The sequence below is a fragment of the Streptomyces pseudovenezuelae genome (assembly GCF_029892565.1).
Taxonomy (GTDB): domain Bacteria; phylum Actinomycetota; class Actinomycetes; order Streptomycetales; family Streptomycetaceae; genus Streptomyces; species Streptomyces pseudovenezuelae_A.
Map to the genome: position 1 here is coordinate 174,113 of NZ_JARXVH010000017.1, position 19,438 is coordinate 193,550.

Consider the following 19,438-nt stretch of genomic DNA (forward strand, 5'->3'; position numbering starts at 1 on the left):
TCCGCTACCAGCGATAGGGCGCGTACACATCCATGCACTGGCCCTCGTCCGAGCCGTTGATGGCGTCGGCGTTGTCCGGCAGGTCACCGGCCTGCGGTGCGGACTGCTTCGGATACGCCGTGCCCTCCCGCCAGTCGGCGCCCACCACGACCGTGACTCCCGACACATCGGTCGACTTTTTCACCGAACTCAGCGGAATTCCGAGGGACTTGGCGACGGACTGGGCGTCCCCCTCCAGGTCGGCGCTCGGGTAGCGCACCACCGTCTTCTCCTCGGACAGCGTCGCCGTCGTGTCCGCCGCGGCCCTGGTGAAGCCCTTGCCGGTGAGCACCTGGGTGATCGCGCGGGCCCGGCCGGAGACCGGCGCCCGGTCGGAGCTGCTGGTGGCGTTCTGCACCAGCACACCGAGCGCGCCCGTGTCGACCGAGGGCGCCTTGGTGGCCGTACTCGTGTTCTTGCTCTTCTTCTTGGCGTCCGAGGCCTTGCCGTTCTTGTCGAGCGGCACGTCGTCGCGGAGCATCTGCCACAGCTTGTCGGCGTTGGTGGCGTCCGGCACCACGTGGTCGCCGTTCTCGACGTCCGCGACGTTCGGCATCGTCAGCGACGTGATCCGGTCGGACGGCACCGACTTGAGCTGCATGCCCAGGTCGTACAGCTTCTTGACGGTGCCGATCTCCTCGGAGACCGTCAGCGACTTGGTGGCCGCCTCGGCCAGCCCCGTCAGCCGCCCGGTGTCGGTGAAGACGTTCTGCTTCGTAAGGGTGCGCATCATCGAGTTGAGGTACTGGTGCTGGGCCTTGGCCCGCATCAGGTCGCTGCCCCAGGCGTGCCGGGTGCGCAGCCACTGCAGCGCCTTCTCGCCCTTGACCTTGTGCGTGCCGGCCGTCAGCTTCAGTCCCGAACCGCCGGGCACGGCGGCCGTCGGGTGGTCCCACACGTTCTGCCGCACACAGACGGCGACGCCGCCGATGGCGTCCGCCATCCGCACCACGCCGGCGAAGTCGATCGTCATCCAGTGGTCGATGTAGACCCCGGTGAGGTTCTCCCAGGTGGCCAGCGTGCAGCCGGCGCCGCCGCGGGCCAGCGACTCGTTGATGATGGTGTTGGTCGCCGGGTACTTCGTACCGGTGTCGGGGTCCGTGCACTTGGGGATGTCGACCCGGGTGTCCCGCGGGATGCTGACCATCGCGGCGCTCTTGCGGTCCGCGGAGAGGTGGATGAGCATCTGCACGTCGCCGCGCGGCGGGCTGCCGACGTCGTTCTTGGAGCCGCCGAGCTTGACGTTCGCGGCGGAGTTACGGCTGTCGGAGCCGATCAGCAGGATGTTCATCGGCGTCTGCCCGTCCGCGTTGGGACTGGTCTTCCGCGCCTTCGAGTCGCCGCTGCTGCGCTGGCCCTTCTCGATGTTGCTGTTCAGGTGCTCGTAGTAGAGGTATCCGGCGCCGGCCGTCCCGAGTATCAGGACCGACAGGGTCATCGCCGACCAGCGCAGCACCCGGTGTCCGCGCTGCGGCGGCCGTCTGCGGCGGCCGGACGCGTCCGGACCGGCGGAGCCGTCGTCGCCGCCGCGGTCCTTTTCAGGAGCGCTCCGGTCCTGCTCAGGAGTACCGCGGTCCTGTTGTGGAGCGTGCCGGACGCCTTCGGACGTCCCTTCCCCCTGCACACTGCTCTGCGTCATTCCCCTGTCTCCCCACCCCTGCGCCGAAATGAAGTCAAAAAGAAACGGGCCTGCCGTGCGCCTTGTTAGACGCACGCCAGGCCCCTCAGGTCACTTGGCGCACTCGACCTTGTCCGCGGTGGACTTCTGGACCCCCTCGGGCGTCGACCCCGAAGAGGCGTTGAGCTTGACCCCCGCGCCCTTGAAGTCCTTGCCCAGAGTGAGCGTCATGGTCGGCAGACCCTGGGAGTTGGTCACGCTCTTGCCCGGCTTCAGGGCCGAGCCGGACAGGCCCATGACGGCGGCCAGGCGGCGGGCCTGGTCGGCCTGGTCGGGGGCGTATTCGAGGGTCGTCCTCGCCAGCGCCGCGTCCGCGTTGCCGGCGTTCTCGGACTTGAGGACACCCTCGTCGTTCTGCAGGTAGTTCAACTCCGCCTGCGCGCTGCCGGCGGCGGCACCGCCGTTGAGGATCCGGACCCGCACATCCGCGGCGGCCGACTTGGTGCCCTTCAACCGGGCGGCCACGGCGGCGGCTTCCTTCTTCTTCTGCTGCTTGACCGCGGTGAACGACACATCGTTCTTGATCATGTCGAAGACCTGCGGCGCCGTCGTGTCGTTGAGGACGACCGTCGCCGCGACCTTCTCGGCCGGGTTGTCGACGACCGGGACCGTGGTGAAGGTCAGGTTCTTCGGGTTGAGCTTGCCCAGCTCCAGACCGAGGTCCTTCAGCTTGCCGATGCTGTCGAGCTTGGAGTCGACGGTCAGCGCCTTGGTGCCGGTCTCCGCGAGCTTCAGCATCTTCGTCGGGTTGGTGAGCGTGGAGTTGGACTTCAGCTTCCGCATCAGCGCGCTCAGGAACTGCTGTTGGAGCGTGATCCGGCTCAGGTCACCGCCGAAGCCCACCGAGTGCCGGGTGCGCACGAAGGCCAGCGCCTGCTCGCCCGAGATGTTGTGCGTGCCCTTGTCCAGCTTCAGATGCGAGTCCGGGTCGTCGATGTCCTTGGCCAGACAGACCTCGACCCCGCCGACCGCGTCGGTCAGCGTCTTCACGGCGTTGAAGTCGGCCACCATGAAGTTGTCCGGCGTGATCCCGGTCAGCTCGGTGACGGTCCGCATGGTGCAGCTGGGCGTCCGTTCGTCCTGGCCCAGGCTGGTGTTGAAGCGGACGTCGGTCGAGCCCGCGATGACCTTGGAGGAGCCGTCGTCCTGGCTGGTCGGGCAGTCCGGTACGTCGGTGATCAGGTCGCGCGGGATGCTCAACGCGGTCGCGTTGGAGCGGTCCTTGGAGACGTGCAGCAGGATCGTGGTGTCGGCGTGGCCGACGCTGCCGGAGTCGCCGTAGTTCGTGTTGCCCGCGCCGGTGCGCTTGTCGGTGCCGATCAACAGGATGTTGATCGCCTTGTCCTTGTTGAAGCCACCGGTGCTCGCGCCGTCGTCGGAGACGGCCGTGATGTTGTCGTTGAGGTGCTCGATGTAGAGGTAGGCGGCACTGGCCGTGCCCACCAGCACGAACGCCATGATGCCGCCGGTCCACAACAGGACCTTCTTCGTACGGGACTTCTTCTTCACCGGCCGCCGGCCGCGCCGCCCCGGCAACGGCTCCTCGGGCGCACCGCGCCGCCGACGCGAGGGCGGAGCCTCGCGCTCGGGAGCCTGCGGCGTCGCCCGTCCTGCCGCCCGCCCGGGCGCCGCCGCACGGACCGCGCCCTGCGGGGCGGAGCTACGCGGCCCCGGCACACCTGATTGCGGTGCGGAAGGGGTCAGTCGCAGTTCGTATTCACCGGTGTTCGGGTTGAGTACCCACTGGTCTGCGGGGTCGATGTCGTCCGCCCGCCCACGGCTTTGCGCGTCCACGGTTGTCCGAATCCTCCGTCGGGGCAACGCAAGCGTCTTCCCCCCTACAAGACGCTCGTCGGTCACACAGTGCACGACGCCAGGAAGCACCTCGCGGCCGAACGCACCGGATCGCTCACACTATCCGCCCTGTTCAGCGCCGGGGGACCGCGGTGACGAATTACACGTCCGGGCAACTGGTCAATTCGCCCATTTTCTCGGACATTAGTGCGCCGATTTGGTGAGCGCTTTACCCGCACATGTCTTCGGCGGCGGTGTTGCCCCGGAACGTCGGCCCGGGAGAAACATCGGCGGCGGGCTCGTCGGGCCGCTTTCCGCCTGCCTTTCCGTCGTCATCCCCATACGGGCCGTAGTCATACGCGTCTTCGTACGACCCCTCGTACGAATCCCCGCCCTCGTCCCCGTACGAGTTCTCCTCGCCGTCGGACGTCGAATTGCGGCTCTTTATGGTGGAATCCCGCGGAACTTCCTTCGCCACCGCGAGCGGCGCGTCCGTGCGCAGTCGTTCGAACAGTTTCTCGGCCTCGGGTTCCACGAGCTGGTCACGATTGGCGTTGTAGACGTACGACTCCCGCGGCACGGTAAGGAATTGCACACGTTCCGTGGGGATGTCGCGTACCCCGCGCACGAGTTCGTACAACCCGCGCAGGCTCGCCAGATCCGGATCGGTCGTCAGCGACGAAGTCGCCGCGTCCAGCACGGGATAGAGCTTCACCGGATTCAGCAGTACGTCATTGCCGCGCACCTTGTTGACCAGCGCCCCGAGGAACCGCTGCTGACGGTCCATCCGGTCGGTGTCGCTGCCGTTGCCTAGGGACTTGCGGGCACGCACATAGCCGAGCGCCTGCTCCCCGTCGAGCGTCACGTTGCCGGCCGGCAGGCTCAGCTTGGCGGCCTTGTCGTGGATGGACCTGCGCAGACAGATCTCCACGCCGTCCACCGCGTCGACCATCTCCTTGAACCCGTGAAAGTCGACGACCATGTGATGGTCGATCCGCACGTTCGTCAGTTTCTCGACGGTCCGGATGGTGCAGGCCGAACCGCCCGTCTGGAACGCGTAGTTGAACATCGCGAACATCGGCTCGGTCCGGGTCCCGTCCGGCCGCAGACAGGCCGGCACGTCCACCATCAGGTCCCGCGGCAACGAGACGGCGGTGGCGCCGCCCCGCCCGGCGGCCAGATGCAGCAGGATCGTGGTGTCCGACCGCTCGGTCCCCGAGTCCCGCCCGTAGCGCGCGTTGCCGTCTCCGGACCGCGAGTCCGACCCGATCAGCAGGATGTTCTGCGCGTCCTTGACGAGCGAGGTCGGCCGCTCCCTGTCGTACCGCGCGAGCTCGGCCGCCGCCGCGTCGTCGGGCGTGATGTTCCCGTCGAGCTTCGCGTAGAGGACCCACCCGCCCCCGGCGGCCACGACCACCAGCAGGGCGACCCCGAGCCCCCCGTACTTGACCCACTTCCGCCGACGCCGCCGTATGAGCCCCTTACCGCTCGCCGACGATCCGGCGCCGGGCCCGAGGGTGCCTGCGCTGTCGTCCACGTGCGGATCCCCCTCATGACGTACGAGCATGCGGCGCGGTCTGCTCTTACGACCATGTCGTGGATGGCGTCCGAGGGGTGAGCGGAGCTGGGCCGAACGGGGGAGCGGGGGCGTTACCCCACCTGGTGTCCTACCTCGCCGTGGCGGTGACCCGCTCGCTCTCGATCCGCTTGGCCAGGGCGTCCTCGCCCAGCTGGTCGAGATTCCGGCACAGCACCACGGACCCGCCGGTCGCGAGAGGTCCGTACAGCCCGGCGTTGAGCCCTTCCCAGGTGTCGTACGACAGCCCCGACAGGATTCGCGACGCGGGCCCCGTGAGTCCGAGTCCCGTCGCCTCCTCCCGAGCCCGCTCGACGACCTCGGCCCCGCTGAACCTCCGCCCGGCCACGATCAGCGCGGGCTCCTCGGGATCCACCGGCGAGAACGGCGCGAACCGGTCCCCCTGGCTCGGCACCTCGACGGCGTAGTCGGCGAAGCCCTCCGGGGCCTGCGGGAACCGTCCGCCCAACGGCCGCAGCGCGAGGGCGACCCGCTCACCCCGGCACGCCCGCGCCGCGTCCAGCGAGTCGGGCCCGCTCACGACCACGTCGGCCGCCGCGGCGTCCCCGCCCACGTCCGCGACCACGCCCACCGACGCGCACGCCAGCAGCCACACCGCCGTCTGCCAGTGCGCGGGCAGCAGCAGCGCGACCCGGTCGCCGGGCGCGGCGGCGAGGTCGCTCTGGAGGAGGTTCGCGGTCTTGGCCACCCAATTGGCGAAGGTGGCCACGGACAATTCCACGCGCTCGCCCGTGGCGTCGTCGTAGAAGGTCACCAGGGGGCGTCCCGGGTCCGCGGCGAGCGCGGAACGCAGCAGGTCGGCAGGGGTGCGGTCGGTGGCGTTCACCCGCGCAAGGGTACGCGGGAGGGGCGGTGCGCGGCCGGGTGCGAGGCCACCGGTTCGGCGGAACGGCAGCCGACGGTCCGTCAGTTCCCGGATGGACAGATATATATGACTATGTCCAACATCGGATGCATGCGTGGATTCCTTGCTTCCCCGGTCGGCGTCGCCTGTGCGGCCGCCCTCGCCCTTCCGCTCACCCCGCCGGCAGCCGCTGCGGCGAGCCCGGCGTCGAGCCGCACGGCGTCCATGCCGGCGACCCGCCCGGACGTCCTGCCCGGCAGCACCCAGTCCCTGCCTCTCACCTCCCTCAGCCGCGACCGCGTCCTCGGCTCCGCCGCCTCCGAACAGGGCCTGGCCCGCCGGGACGTACGGCACTTCTCGATGGTCGGCGTCATCTGGGACGACCCGGACACCGCCCTGCACGGCAGTGTCCAGGTCCGCACCCGGGCCACCGGCTCCGGCACCTGGTCGCAGTGGCAGGACATCGGGACCCACAGCGACGACGCGCCCGACCCCGACTCCACCGAGCGCACCTCGGGCCGCGTCCGCGGCTCCACGACCCCGCTGTGGGTGGGCGACTCGGACGGCGTGGAGGTCCGCGTACGCGCCGAGGGTGTGCGTCGTACGGAGGAGACCGCCCGCGGCACCCGCACGCTGACGTCCGCGACCGCGCTCCCGTCGGGCCTGCGCCTCGAACTCGTGGACCCGGGCGAGGCGGAGCCGGGCGGGGCGGAGCCGGGCGGGGCGGGACCCGGCGGGGCGGCGCCGGTGACGCGGGCGGGGTCGCTCCGGGCCGGAACCGGGACGCCCGAGTCGGCCGAGTCCCTGGCCGCCACCGAGATCCCGGCGCTGGACCAGGCGGCCACCGAACGGGAACTACGGACCCTGCGCGGCGCCGAGTTGACGCGGAGTCAGCGCGTGAAGCCGTACATCGGCCCGCGCCCGCGGATCATCACCCGGCGAGGCTGGGGCGCGGACGAGAAGCTGCGCGAGAAGAAGTTCGTTTACACGAGGAACGTCAAGGCGGCCTTCGTACACCACACGGACACCGGCAACGGGTACAAGTGTTCGCAGGCGGCCTCCGTCATCCGCGGTATCTACCGCTACCACGTCAAGAGCATGGGCTGGCGCGACATCGGCTACAACTTCCTCGTCGACAAGTGCGGAACCATCTACGAGGGCCGGGCCGGGGGAGTGGCGAAGCCGGTGCTGGGCGCCCACACCCTCGGGTTCAACACCAAGAGCATGGGGATCGCGGTCCTCGGCAGCTTCGGCTCGGCCAAGCCGCCCGCCGCCGCGGTGAGGGCCATCGCCCGCCTCGCGGCCTGGAAGCTCGGCATCTGGGGCGGCAATCCAAGCGGAAAGACATATTTGAAGTCCGGCGGTGGCAATCTCTACCGAAAAGGAAAGAACGTACGACTGAATGTGATCTCCGGTCACCGTGACGGCTTCGCCACGGACTGCCCGGGCCTGCAGCTCTACCGCAAGCTCGGCACGACCCGCACGACCGCGGCCCGCTTCCAGGGCCGCTGACCGGCGGGAGCCACTCGGGGGCCGCATTCACCGCCGTCGGGGGGCATGGGTGGACTCGCGGGATGCCGCACGACCGTCGAAGGCGCCGAACAACGTTCTGCATACACTGGCCGGCCGAAAGTCAGTTCGGCCGGTCCCGGCAGGAAGCAGAGACGACAGGTGACAGAAGCGATTCTCCTGGTCGGCGGCAAGGGCACACGGCTCCGCCCGCTCACGGTGCACACGCCGAAGCCCATGGTCCGGGCGGCGGGTGTCCCCTTCCTCACGCATCAGTTGGCGAGAGCGAGAGCGGCGGGGGTCGAACACATCGTCCTGGCCACGTCCTACCTCGCGGAGATCTTCGAACCGTACTTCGGCGACGGCTCGTCCCTGGGCCTGCACATCGAGTACGTCACGGAGGAGGAGCCCCTGGGCACGGGCGGCGCCATCCGCAACGTGGCCTCGCGCCTCCACTCGGGCCCGGACGACCCGGTCCTGATCTTCAACGGCGACATCCTGACGGGCCTGGACATCCGCCGCCTGGTGGACACCCACGAAGAAACGGGCGCGGACGTATCCCTGCACCTCACAAAGGTGACGGACCCGAGGGCGTACGGCCTGGTCCCCACCGACGAGACGGGCCGGGTCCTGGCCTTCCTGGAGAAACCCCAGACCCCCGAGGAGATCGTCACCGATCAGATCAACGCGGGCGCGTACGTCTTCCGCCGCTCGATCATCGACACGATCCCGGCAGGCCGCCCCGTCTCGGTCGAACGCGAAACCTTCCCGGACCTCCTCTCCGCGGGAGCCCACCTCCAGGGCATGGTCGATTCCACGTACTGGCTCGACCTCGGCACCCCCGCCGCCTTCGTCCGCGGCTCCGCCGACCTGGTCCTGGGCCACGCCCCGTCCCCCGCGATCCCCGGCCGCTGCGGCGACCGCCTGGTCCTCCCCACGGCAAGGGTGGCCCCCGACGCGAAACTGACCGGCGGCACGGTGGTGGGCGAGGGCGCCTTCGTCGCGAAGGGCGCCCGGGTCTTCGGCTCCACCATCCTCCCCGGCGCCGTCATCGAACCCGGCGCCGTCATCACCGACTCCCTCATCGGCACCCGAGCCCGAGTAGGCGAACGCTCCGTCCTCACCGGGACGGTCATCGGCGACGGCGCGATCATCGGCGCCGACAACGAACTCCGGGACGGGGTCAGGGTGTGGTGCGACGCGCGGATTCCGGCGGGGTCGGTGCGGTTCTCTTCGGATCAGTAGGGACGGTCCACCCGGAGGGGGCGGTGCGCCTGCTCCTCGGACCGGCATCCAGTGGCCGCTACGCAGAGCCCGCTGGATGCCGGTCCGAGTCTTTGTCTTTCAGCCCGTCCGGCGTCCGAGGACGAGACTCTGCCATCCCGATCCCCCCACTCGCAGGAGCTGCGCCTCGTGGACGCCGGTCCGCGTCTTGTCTTTCAGCCTGTCCGGCGTTTGAGGACAAGGCCCCTTCAGGGCCGGTCGGGGTCCGGGGCGGAGCCCCGGCGGGGTCGAAGGGGCAGAGCCCCTGGGGATGGGACGGGTAGGGGCGGCGGGGGCGAAAAACGCCCGTCAATACACCGCCGTACGCCTCAAAGCCGCCCAATGTCGCCGACAGGCATCCGCGGCGCCCGCCGCCCCGGCCCCCGCCCACTCAACAAAATCAACCGAGCAGCCCGATGCCGCTGTCCCGCATACGGCTCCAACAACTCCAACATGACGGAGTCATCCGCATCCCGATCCCCCGCCAACACCCACCCCACAATCCCCGGCAGATGCAGATCCCCCACAGTCACCGCATCCGCCGCCCCATGACTCCGCTGCACCACCTCCGCCGAGGTCCAAGGCCCAACCCCCGGCACGACCTCCAACCGCTCCCGCGCCCCCTCCGGTGACATCAACACCGCCTCCTCCAACCGCCGAGCCACCCGAACCGCCCGCAGGATCGTCGACGCCCGCTTGTCGTCCACCCCGGCCCGATGCCACTCCCACGACGGAATCAACGCCCACGCCCGAGCCCCCGGCATCACCCACAACCGCCCCGCCACAACCGCCGCGGGCCCCGGCGCCGGCTCCCCGAACCTCCGCACCAACAACCGCCAGGCCCGATACGCCTCATCGGTCGTGACCTTCTGCTCCAACACCGACGGAATCAACGACTCCAGCACCAGCCCGGTTCGCGTCAACCGCAACCCCGGCCGCCGATGCCGAGCGACCGCCACCACCCGATGCCGCGGCACGAACGCCTCCGGCTCATCCGCAGCGCCGAGCAGTTCGGGCAACCGCTCAAGCAGCCACGCACCCCCGGGCCCCCAAGCCTCCCCGCGCACCTCACCGCCGCCCCGCACCGAGACCCGCAAGGTCCCCGGCCCACCCGGCGTACGACAGGCCCGCCACACGGACCCGTCGGGCATGGCCCGAAACGTCGGATCCCCCGGCCCCCGCCGCAACGGCCCGAGCACCAGCCCGAGATCCACCGGCCACCCCGGCACCCACGTCCGCACCAGCCCAGGCTCTTCCGCCTGCCGAGGCACCCCGGACGGCACGACGACATGCCCACCGCGCACGGTCGTACGGGTGGGCCGCGGAGCGAAACGTCCTGCCACGAATGAGGTCCTGGGAAGTGGGAGCGGGAAACGGAAGAGCCGAGCCTAGGCGGCGAGCCTAGGCGTTCGTACGACGAACCAGAGGCGAAACGGACCACGCGCCCGCACCCCACGGCACCTCAACGAACGCCCACACCCCACCGCATCGCCCGAGAGACCCCCACCTCACCGCACCTCAAGGAACGTCCCCACATCCCGCTCCGCCCGAGCCCGCGGCTCCTCCGCCGCATGCCCGACCGCCACCGCCCCCATCGGATCCCACCCCTCCGGAATCCCCAACACCTCACGCACCACATCCCGACAGAACATCGTCGAGGAAACCCACGCGGACCCGAGCCGCTCCCCGGCCAACGCGACCAGGAAGTTCTGCACCCCCGCCCCCACCGCGACCACGAACATCTCCCGCTCGGCCCCGTCCCGCCGCGCGTCCCCGTAGTCGTGCGACCCGTCCATCACCAGACAGGGCACCACCAGATACGGCGCGTTGCGCAGCACATCCCCGCGCCGCACCCGCTTGGCGATGGACTCCTCCGACTTCCCGTCCCGCCGCAGATCGCCGATCCAGGCGTCCCGCATCGCGTCGAGCAACCGCGTCCGCGACTCCGCCGACTCCAGCAGCACGAACCGCCACGGCGTCGTGTGATGCGGCGCCGGCGCGGTCACCGCCGCGGCCACCGCCCGCCGTACCGCCCCGCCGTCGACGGCCTCGTCGGTGAAGGCCCGTACCGTACGGCGCCGGGTCACCGCCTCCCGTACCGCCTCGGACGTGCCCAGCCGGAACATGTCGTCGCGCGCGTCGCGCACCATGGCCCGCGCCCCTTCCCCGTGCTCGTCGGCCACCACGTGCGCCAGCCCGCGTACGACGGCGACGGGCAGCCCGGCAACCTTGCCCTTGACCAGGTCACCGGCCGCGGCGAGTTCGTCCGCCGTCGCCACGACCGTCGCGCTGAGCGGATTGCCGTGGGTGTCCGTGCCACCGCGCAGATCGTCCAGTACGCGCACGCCGGCGGCGCCGATCGCGACGTCCGTGAGCCCCGAGCGCCAGGGTCGCCCGAAGGTGTCGGTCACCAGGACCCCCACGTTGACGCCGAGGGCGTCCCGCAGACCGTCCCGGATCGCCCGCGCGGACGCGTCCGGGTCCTCGGGCAGCAACAGGACCGTCCCGGCGGGGGTGTTGGAGGCGTCGACCCCGGCGGCGGCCATGACGAGCCCCTGCCGGTTCTCCACGATCCTGAGCGGCCCGCGCCGGGCCACGACCCGGACGGTCTCGGCGTCGATCGCGGCCTCCCGATCGTCCGCCTCGACGACCCGCCCCTCCGCCTTGGACACCACCTTCGAGGTGACCAGCAGCACGTCCCCGTCGACCAGCCCCGGCTCGGCCTCGGCGATCAACTTCCCGAGATCGTCCCCACGCTGCACCTCGGGCAGCCCGGGCACAGCCCAGACCCGAAAACCGCCCGCACCGCCTCCGGCGTCTACCCCGGCCACGTCACTCACGCCGCCCACGCCATCCGCGCCATGCACGTCGGCCACGGCATCCGCCCCGCTCACCGCATCCGTCCCGCTCACCGCATCCGTCCCGCTCACGCCGCCCGCACCTCCTCCGCCAGCGTCAGCGCCTCCCGGGCCATCTGCGCCGTCGTGTCCAGGTCGGTCATCATCAGCGGCACCGCGCGGCACCGGATCCCGGCCGACTCGACGCGGTCCACCGCGTCCGCGTCCACGGTGTCGACGAGCCAGCCGTCCAGCAGTCCCGAGCCGTAGTGCTCGGCCACCGCCGCGGCCGTGGACTCCACGCCGACCGCCGCGAGCACCTTGTCGGCCATCCCGCGCACGGGCGCGTTCCCGACGATGGGGGAGAGGCCGACCACCGGCACGCCCGCGTCGGCGATCGCCTCGCGGATGCCGGGCACGGCGAGGATCGTGCCGACGGAGACGATCGGGTTGGACGGCGGGAAGAGGATGACGTCCGCCTCGGCGATCGCCTCCAGGACACCCGGCGCCGGCTTCGACAGCTCCGCGCCGACGGGCACGACCGCCTCGGCGGGCACGGAGGCCCGCAGCCGCACCCAGTACTCCTGGAAGTGCACGGCCTTGCGCTCGCCGTCGACTTCCACGGCCACGTGCGTCTCGACCCGGTCGTCGGTCATCGGGATCAGCCGTACGCCCGGCTGCCACCGGTCGCACAGCGCCTCCGTCACGGCGCTCAGCGGAAAGCCCGCACCGAGCATCTGGGTCCGCACGATGTGCGTGGCGAAGTCCCGGTCGCCGAGCCCGAACCACTCGGGCCCCACGCCGTACGCCGCGAGCTCCTCCTTCAGATGGAAGGTCTCCTCGGCCCGCCCCCAGCCCTGCTCCTCGTTGATACCGCCGCCGAGCGTGTACATCACCGTGTCGAGGTCCGGGCAGACCTTGAGCCCGAAGAGGTGGATGTCGTCCCCGGTGTTGCCGATGACGGTGATGTCCGCGTCCGGCACGGCCTGCTTCAGACCGCGCAGGAACCGGGCACCGCCGATGCCGCCTGCCAGAACCACAATGCGCATGGGCCAAGTCTTGCAGGCGGGTACGACAACGCGTCAGGCAGTCACCGCACGCGGCTCGGTCCGGGCCTCGCAGTGCGGGGAGGTGTGCATCGGCATCTCGGTCAGGCCCGGGTAGTAGACGTGCAGGCTCACCGCCGGCTCCAGCGCGTCGTTCACGACCTCGTGCACGTACCCGGGCGCGAACACCCGCTGCGCCCCCGCGTCCAACGCGCGCGTGGCCCGCTCGGTGCGCTCGGTCAGCGTGCCCTCCAGGACGGTCAGCACGCCGGAGGAACGCCCGTGGTCGTGCGGCCCGCTGCCCTGCCCGGGCACCCAGGACAGCAGCCACACCTCGTAGCCGGGCCCGGTGCGCAGCCGGTGGTACCAGCGCGCCGTGGCGTCGTAGCGGACGAGGTGCTCCCACTGCGTGCGGTCGGCGGCGATGGAGCGGGCCATGCCGACGAACTCGGCCACGGTGGCCGGGTGCTCGCGCGGGGGCTGCAGCAGATGCGGGACTTCGAGGATGTCGCCGGCGATCTGGAGGTCGTTGTCGCTGTTCATTCGGTGCGCTGGTTCCTCAGTGAAAGAAGGTCAGAGGGAACGGAGAACGAGTCGTGGTGGACTCGGTTTCCAGCTGGAGCAGGGGTGGCTCAACAGCTGGAACAGCAACAGCTACAGCGAGCGCGGGCAGCACCGTGGGACCCGGCGGAGCGGGTCGAGGTGAGTGCCAAGTTCGCGAGCATGCCCACAAGGACATCGGTTCACACCAACAGTGTCAACTCGACGCCCGGAATGTGGGACATGGTTCACCTCATCCGGTTCATGTCCGAGGTGAAAGGTTTGTTCATGCGCCCACCGGGACACATGGCGCACAACCGGGCGCACAAACCTCGTCGCGTTCCCGTGATCCGACTGTGATCCGGTTCGCCCCGAGTGCGCGTGGAACGAGATCGGATCTCTGGGCGTCCTTCCCCGTACAGGCTCTGCGCGGGGCCGGAGGTCCTTCCGGGCCTCGTCTGCATGTCAAGGTTTATGCCGATTTGAACACTTTCCGCATGGCCTTGGTTCCGCAGAGTGAATAAGGGGCCCAATAGCAGATCTCGGCTTGACTCGCCCGGAGCAGCACACTTGTAATTTCACTCGTGTCGTTCAGCCGAAATCGGTAACGGCTACATCACGGGGACGCGAAAGAACAGACGAGGGGCGCACATGACCGAGACGGTGCAGCAACTGCTGGTCGACGACGCGGACGAGGAACTCGGCTGGCAGGAGCGCGCACTGTGCGCCCAGACCGACCCCGAGTCCTTCTTTCCCGAGAAGGGCGGCTCGACCCGCGAGGCCAAGAAGGTCTGTCTCGCCTGCGAGGTCCGCTCCGAGTGCCTCGAATACGCCCTCGCCAATGACGAACGCTTCGGTATCTGGGGCGGCCTGTCCGAGCGGGAGCGCCGCCGGCTGAAGAAGGCCGCGGTCTGACCGGGCCGATCGCCGAAACTTCCGAGCCGTCCGTCCGAACGGCATCCGGGTACGTGTCCAACGGCCCGTCGCAGGTGGGTTGTCCACAGGCGGCGGGCCGCCGTCATGCCCAGCCGATAGTGTGGCTGCTCGTCCGAGACGCCTCGCCGCCACCAGCGGGCGCGGGAGTCCACCGCAGTCCATCGAACCGGGGCCCGTACCTCGATGTCCGTGCACAGCCATACGGCAGCCCAAGCAGACGCTGCCACTCCTGAGTTCCCGCGTCACGTGGTGACAGCGGTGATCGTCTCCCACGACGGCGCCCGCTGGCTGCCCGAGGCGCTCGCCGGGCTGCTCGGCCAGGAGCGCCCCGTTCAGAGCGTCATGGCGGCCGACACCGGCAGCGCGGACGCCTCCGCCCAGCTCGTCACCGACGCCCTGGGCGCCGACCGTGTGCTGCACCTCGCCCGGCGTACCGGCTTCGGCCAGGCCGTCGAGGAGGCCAACCGCACGGCACCTCTACTCACCCCGGACGAGCTGCCCTACCTGAAGCGGCCCAGCGGCTGGGACCCGGTCACGCGCTCGTGGCGCGACGACGCGTACGACATGCCCGAGTTCCCGCACGGAGAGCCGGTCCAGTGGCTGTGGCTGCTGCACGACGACAGTGCGCCCGAGCCCGAGGCTCTGGCCCAGCTGTTGCGCGTCGTGGAGACCGAGCTGGAGCTGGGCCGCGACGACGTGGCGATCGTGGGCCCCAAGCTGCGCGGCTGGTACGACCGGCGGCAGCTCCTGGAGGTCGGCGTCAGCGTCGCCAACTCCGGCCGCCGCTGGACCGGCCTGGACCGCCGCGAACAGGACCAGGGCCAGCACGACCACGTACGGACCGTGCTGTCGGTGTCCACCGCGGGCATGCTGATCCGGCGCGACGTGTTCGAGCAGCTCGGCGGCTTCGACAAGCGGCTGCCGCTGATGCGCGACGACGTCGACCTGTGCTGGCGCGCCACGGCCGCCGGCCACCGCGTCCTCATCGCCCCCGAGGCGGTCGTACGCCACGCGGAGGCCTCCTCGCGCGAGCGCCGCACCGTCGACTGCGTGGGCCGCGCCGCCACCTCCCCGCACAAGGTCGACAAGGCGGGCGCCGCCTACACCCTGCTCGTCAACACGCGTACGGCAGCGCTGCCCTGGGTGCTGTTCCGGCTCGTGCTCGGCACCCTCCTGCGGACCGTCGCCTACCTGGTCGGCAAGGTCCCCGGGCAGGCCCTGGACGAGATCCGCGGCCTGCTGGGCACCCTGCTGCGACCCGAGCGGATCATCGCCGGACGGCGCAAGCGCGGCACCCCGCAGATCGACAAGGGCGAGCTGCGCGCGCTGTTCCCACCGCCCGGCGCGACCGTGCGGGCCACCGTCGAGCAGGTCGCCGGCGACCTGTTCGGCAGCTCCGACCCCGAGGCGGTCTCCGGCGCGGGGCGGCACGGCGGCGCGGTCGAGTCCGGACCCGGCGGCGACGACGCCGACTTCCTGGAGATCGAGCAGTTCGCCCGCCTCAAGCGCATCGCCCGCAAGCCCGGCCCGATGCTCTTCCTGGTGCTGCTGTTCTTCTCGCTGGTCGCCTGCCGCGACCTGCTCGGCAGCGGCGCGCTCTCGGGCGGCGCGCTGCTGCCCGCCCCCGCCGACTCCAGCGAGCTGTGGTCGCGCTACCTCGACTCCTGGCACCCGGTCGGCGCCGGCGGCAGCCCGTCCGCGCCGCCCTACCTCGCGCTCGTGGCGATGCTCGCCTCCGCGCTGTTCGGCTCGACCGGCCTGGCGATCACGCTGCTGCTGGTCTGCTCGGTGCCGCTGGCCGGCTTCACCGCCTACTTCGCCTCCCGCCCGCTCGTCGAGTCCCGGCTGCTGCGCGCGTGGGCGGCCGTCGTCTACGCCTTCCTGCCCGCCGCCACCGGCGCGCTCGCCGGCGGCCGCCTGGGCACCGCCGTGCTGGCCGTGCTGCTGCCGCTCCTGGCCCGCGCGGGCATCGCCGCCAGCGGCCTCACGCACGCGTCCGGCGCGCGTGGCAGCTGGCGCGCCACCTGGGCGTACGCCCTGCTGCTGACGATCACCACGGCGTTCACGCCGATCGTGTGGCCCCTCGCACTGGTCCTCGGCGTCGCGGTCCTGGCCGTGCGCCGGGGCGACATCACCGCGTACGGCCTGCGCTTCCTGGCCCAGCTCGGCACGCCCCTGCTGGTCCTCGCGCCCTGGTCGCTGTCGCTGCTCCCGTTCGGCTTCTTCCAGGAGGCCGGTCTGGAGTACGGCTCCTCGGCCGCCTCCGCCCTCGACCTGCTCGGCGTGAGCCCGGGCGGCCCGGGCACGGTCAGCGGGCTGATGCTCATCGGCATCGTCCTGGCCGCGCTGGCCGCCCTGCTGCGCTCCGAGCGGCAGTTCGGCATCTGGGCGGCCTGGCTCGTCGCCCTGGTGGGCCTCGTCTTCGCGGTCCTGTCCAACGGCTCCACCTGGGCGGGCCCCGCGACCCTCGTCTACGGCCTCGCCCTGCTGGGCGCCGCGGTCCTGGGCGCCGACGGCGCACGCGCGCGTGTGGCCGAGCAGAGCTTCGGCTGGCGCCAGCCGGTGGCCGTGCTGATCGCCTTCGCCTCGCTGGCGGGCCCGCTGCTGGTCGCCGGCGGCTGGATGATCGGCGGCGCCGACGGCCCGGTCGAGCGGCGCGACCCCGTGCAGGTGCCCGCGTTCGTCGCCGAGGAGAGCGGCACGCGCGACCAGGCACGCACGCTGGTGCTCGACAGCGACTCCACCGCGCGCGTGGGTTACACCCTCGTACGCGGCTCGGGCGCCCGCCTCGGCGACGCCGAACTCGCGGCCGCCGACGGCGAGAACGGCCAGCTCGACAAGGTCGTCGCCAACCTGGTCGCCGGCTCCGGCGCCGACCAGGCCGACCAGCTCGGCAAGTTCGCCGTGCGCTACGTCCTCATCCACAAGGGCGCGCCCCGCGAGGTCACGCGCGTGCTGGACGCCACCCCGGGCCTGAGCAGGCTCAGCCAGCAGGACGGCGGCGCCCTGTGGCGGGTCGACCAGGAGGTCGCGCGCGCCACCATCACGTCCGGCACCGGCACCCCGCAGCCCGTCGCCGCAGGGCCTGTTGACATCCACACCACCGTCCCGGCCGGCTCCGACGGCCGCGTCCTGCGCCTCGCCGACACCGCCGCCGAGGGCTGGACGGCCACCCTGGACGGCAAGCCGCTCACCCGCACCACGGTCGACGGCTGGGCCCAGGGCTTCCAACTGCCCTCCTCCGGCGGCACGTTGGACGTCACCTACGACGACCCGATCACCCACACCGCGTGGCTGTGGGCCCAGGGCTTCCTCGCCCTGGTGCTGGTCGTGCTCGCGCTGCCCGGCCGGCGCCGCGTCGTCGACGACGACCTGCCGGACGAGCCGGCCGCCGTCCCCGCCCAGCCCGTGGCCGGCGAGGGCCGCCGCGCCCGCCGCCTGCGCGCCCAGGCGGAGGCCGAAGAGCCGGGCCCGAGCGAGGAGTTCCCGGTCCCGCCCGAGCAGGAGACCCCGGTCGCGGTCCCGCAGCAGCAGTCCTACGGCGAGTGGGACGCGGCGCAGTACACGAACGCGGAGTACGGCACCTACAACGAGCAGTACCAGGACGCCCAGCAGTACCCGGCGGGCGCGTACGACCAGACGTACCAGGCCGATCCCTACCAGGGCGGCCAGTACGACCCGTACGCCTACGGGGGCCAGCCCCAGGGCGGGTACGACCAGGGCTATGACCCGTCGTACCAACAGCAGGGCTACGACCCCGCGTACGACCCGGAGCAGCAGCAACAACAACAGCACCCGCACCCGAATGAGCGCCCCGACGGGAGCCAGCAGTGAACCGCACCACCCTGTCCCTGATCGCCGGCACGGCGGCGCTCGCCGCGGTCACCGGGTTCGCCTCGCTCAAGGCGCCGGACGGCTCAGGTCAGGACACCGCGAAGGCGGCCGCCGTGCTGCCCGTGGAGCGCACCAGCCTGCTGTGCCCGCAGCCCAGCACCTCCGACCTCGCCGACACCTCGTACACGTCCTTCACGCCCGTCACGAAGGGCACGGCGGCCACCGGCAAGGCCGAACTGGCCGCCGCCGACGAGCAGTCCGACGACGAGACGGCCGGCAAGGGCAAGAAGAGCGACAAGAAGAAGGCCGCCAAGCCGGTCCTCACCCCCAAGGACCCCGGAACCCCGGTCACCGGTGACACCTCGGGCGGCGAGACCCCCGCGCTGGTCGGCACCGCCGAGGGCAAGTTCGCGCCCGGCTGGGCCGTTCAGGAGACCACGGAGGTCGCCGCGGGCTCGGGGCGCGGCCTCCTGGGCGTCAACTGCACCGCGCCGGACACGGAGTTCTGGTTCACCGGCGCCAGCACGGACGCCGACCGCACGGACTACGTCCACCTCACCAACCCCGACGACTCCGCGGCCGTCGTCGACATCGAGCTCTTCGGCAAGGACGGCGCCCTGGACTCCACGGTGGGGGAGGGCATCACGATCGCGCCGCACTCCAGCGACCCGGTCCTGCTGTCCACGCTCACCGACGAGAAGCAGACCGACCTCACCGTGCACGTGAACGTGCGCAGCGGGCGCCTGGGCGCCGCCGTGCAGGCCCTGGACGAGAAGATCGGCGGCGACTGGCTGGCAGCGACCACGGACCCGGCCGGCAGCCTGGTGCTGCCCGGCATCCCGAAGGACGCCACGGCCGTACGCCTGATCGCCTTCACGCCCGGTGACGCGGACGCCGACCTCAAGGTGCGCCTCGCCTCCCCGTCCGGGCTGATCACGCCCGCCGGCAACGAGACGCTGCACGTGAAGGCGGGCATGACCACCGCCACCGACCTCGGCGACGTCACGCGCGGCGAGGCGGGCTCCCTGGTGCTCACGCCCACCGACCGGTCCGTGCCGGTCATCGCCGCCCTCCAGGTCGTCCGCGGCAAGGGCGCCAAGCGGGAGTCGGCGTACATCCCGGCCGCAGGACCGGTCGGCACGCGCGCGACGTCCGCCGACAACAGCGCCAAGGGCTCCACCCTGTCCCTCACCGCCCCGACCGCCACCGCCCAGGTCAAGGTCACCGCCTCGGCGGGCAGCGGCGGCGGCACGGCGGTCTCCAAGACGTTCACGATCAAGGCGGGCACCACCGAGAACGTCGAGGCCCCGGCCCCGACCGGCCTCAAGGGCACGTACGCGCTGACGGTCGAGACGCTGTCCGGCGGCCCGGTCTACGGCGCCCGCACGCTGGCGGCCACGGAGGACGGCGTACCGGGCTTCACGATCCAGACCCTCCCGAACGACCGGGGGACGGTGGCGGTACCGCAGGCGGACCAGGATCTGTCGGTGCTGCAGAAGTAGGGCGGCACGCGCGCGAGGG

Annotated in this window: 13 protein-coding genes; 5 read left to right on the forward strand and 8 right to left on the reverse strand. The window is 71.3% G+C overall.

Translation table 11 applies throughout. From position 1 onward, the window contains the following. Positions 1-4: 4 nt before the first annotated feature. The 4 genes from M2283_RS39755 to M2283_RS39770 all read right to left on the reverse strand — a co-directional run bounded on the left by M2283_RS39755 (position 5) and on the right by M2283_RS39770 (position 5,934). Complete coding sequence (locus M2283_RS39755; RefSeq protein ID WP_280881397.1) at positions 5-1,678, reverse strand: LCP family protein; 1,674 nt, start codon at positions 1,676-1,678, stop codon at positions 5-7. 90 nt (positions 1,679-1,768) lie between these two features. Next, on the reverse strand, positions 1,769-3,511 hold the full coding sequence (locus M2283_RS39760) for an LCP family protein (protein WP_280881398.1): 1,743 nt from the start codon (positions 3,509-3,511) through the stop codon (positions 1,769-1,771). Positions 3,512-3,740: 229 nt separating this feature from the next. Further along, positions 3,741-5,048: an LCP family protein gene (locus M2283_RS39765; protein ID WP_280881399.1), complete on the reverse strand. Its 1,308-nt coding sequence runs from the start codon at positions 5,046-5,048 to the stop codon at positions 3,741-3,743. A 130-nt stretch (positions 5,049-5,178) separates the two neighbouring features. Further along, a complete protein-coding gene (locus M2283_RS39770) occupies positions 5,179-5,934 on the reverse strand; it encodes a TIGR03089 family protein (protein ID WP_280881400.1) in 756 nt (251 codons plus the stop codon). Positions 5,935-6,063: 129 nt separating this feature from the next. Between M2283_RS39770 and M2283_RS39775 the strand changes: the two genes are divergently transcribed. Further along, positions 6,064-7,464 carry a peptidoglycan recognition protein family protein gene (locus tag M2283_RS39775; RefSeq protein ID WP_280881401.1) on the forward strand — a complete coding sequence of 467 codons (1,401 nt, stop codon included), beginning with the start codon at positions 6,064-6,066 and terminating at the stop codon, positions 7,462-7,464. Positions 7,465-7,623: 159 nt separating this feature from the next. Continuing rightward, positions 7,624-8,706, forward strand: a complete 1,083-nt coding sequence (locus M2283_RS39780) for an NDP-sugar synthase (RefSeq protein ID WP_280881402.1) — start codon at positions 7,624-7,626, stop codon at positions 8,704-8,706. Between the two features lie 347 nt (positions 8,707-9,053). Here the strand turns inward: M2283_RS39780 and M2283_RS39785 are convergent, their stop codons facing one another. The 4 genes from M2283_RS39785 to M2283_RS39800 all read right to left on the reverse strand — a co-directional run bounded on the left by M2283_RS39785 (position 9,054) and on the right by M2283_RS39800 (position 13,150). After that, a complete protein-coding gene (locus M2283_RS39785; RefSeq protein ID WP_280881404.1) occupies positions 9,054-10,067 on the reverse strand; it encodes a DNA-3-methyladenine glycosylase family protein in 1,014 nt (337 codons plus the stop codon). 165 nt (positions 10,068-10,232) lie between these two features. Continuing rightward, complete coding sequence (locus M2283_RS39790) at positions 10,233-11,564, reverse strand: coenzyme F420-0:L-glutamate ligase (RefSeq protein ID WP_280881431.1); 1,332 nt, start codon at positions 11,562-11,564, stop codon at positions 10,233-10,235. An 86-nt stretch (positions 11,565-11,650) separates the two neighbouring features. Then, the gene (gene cofD / locus M2283_RS39795; protein ID WP_280881405.1) at positions 11,651-12,610 is read right to left on the reverse strand and encodes a 2-phospho-L-lactate transferase; all 960 of its coding nucleotides are present in this window, start codon (positions 12,608-12,610) and stop codon (positions 11,651-11,653) included. A 33-nt stretch (positions 12,611-12,643) separates the two neighbouring features. Beyond that, positions 12,644-13,150: a cysteine dioxygenase gene (locus M2283_RS39800; RefSeq protein ID WP_280881406.1), complete on the reverse strand. Its 507-nt coding sequence runs from the start codon at positions 13,148-13,150 to the stop codon at positions 12,644-12,646. A 648-nt stretch (positions 13,151-13,798) separates the two neighbouring features. Between M2283_RS39800 and M2283_RS39805 the strand changes: the two genes are divergently transcribed. From M2283_RS39805 to M2283_RS39815, 3 genes are all read left to right on the forward strand, one after another. Continuing rightward, on the forward strand, positions 13,799-14,062 hold the full coding sequence (locus tag M2283_RS39805; RefSeq protein WP_010034659.1) for a WhiB family transcriptional regulator: 264 nt from the start codon (positions 13,799-13,801) through the stop codon (positions 14,060-14,062). A gap of 204 nt (positions 14,063-14,266) precedes the next feature. Next, on the forward strand, positions 14,267-17,917 hold the full coding sequence (locus M2283_RS39810) for a glycosyltransferase (RefSeq protein ID WP_280881407.1): 3,651 nt from the start codon (positions 14,267-14,269) through the stop codon (positions 17,915-17,917). Then, the gene (locus tag M2283_RS39815; protein ID WP_280881408.1) at positions 17,914-19,419 is read left to right on the forward strand and encodes a DUF5719 family protein; all 1,506 of its coding nucleotides are present in this window, start codon (positions 17,914-17,916) and stop codon (positions 19,417-19,419) included. Before M2283_RS39810 ends, M2283_RS39815 begins: the two co-directional genes overlap by 4 nt. Positions 19,420-19,438: the final 19 nt, after the last annotated feature.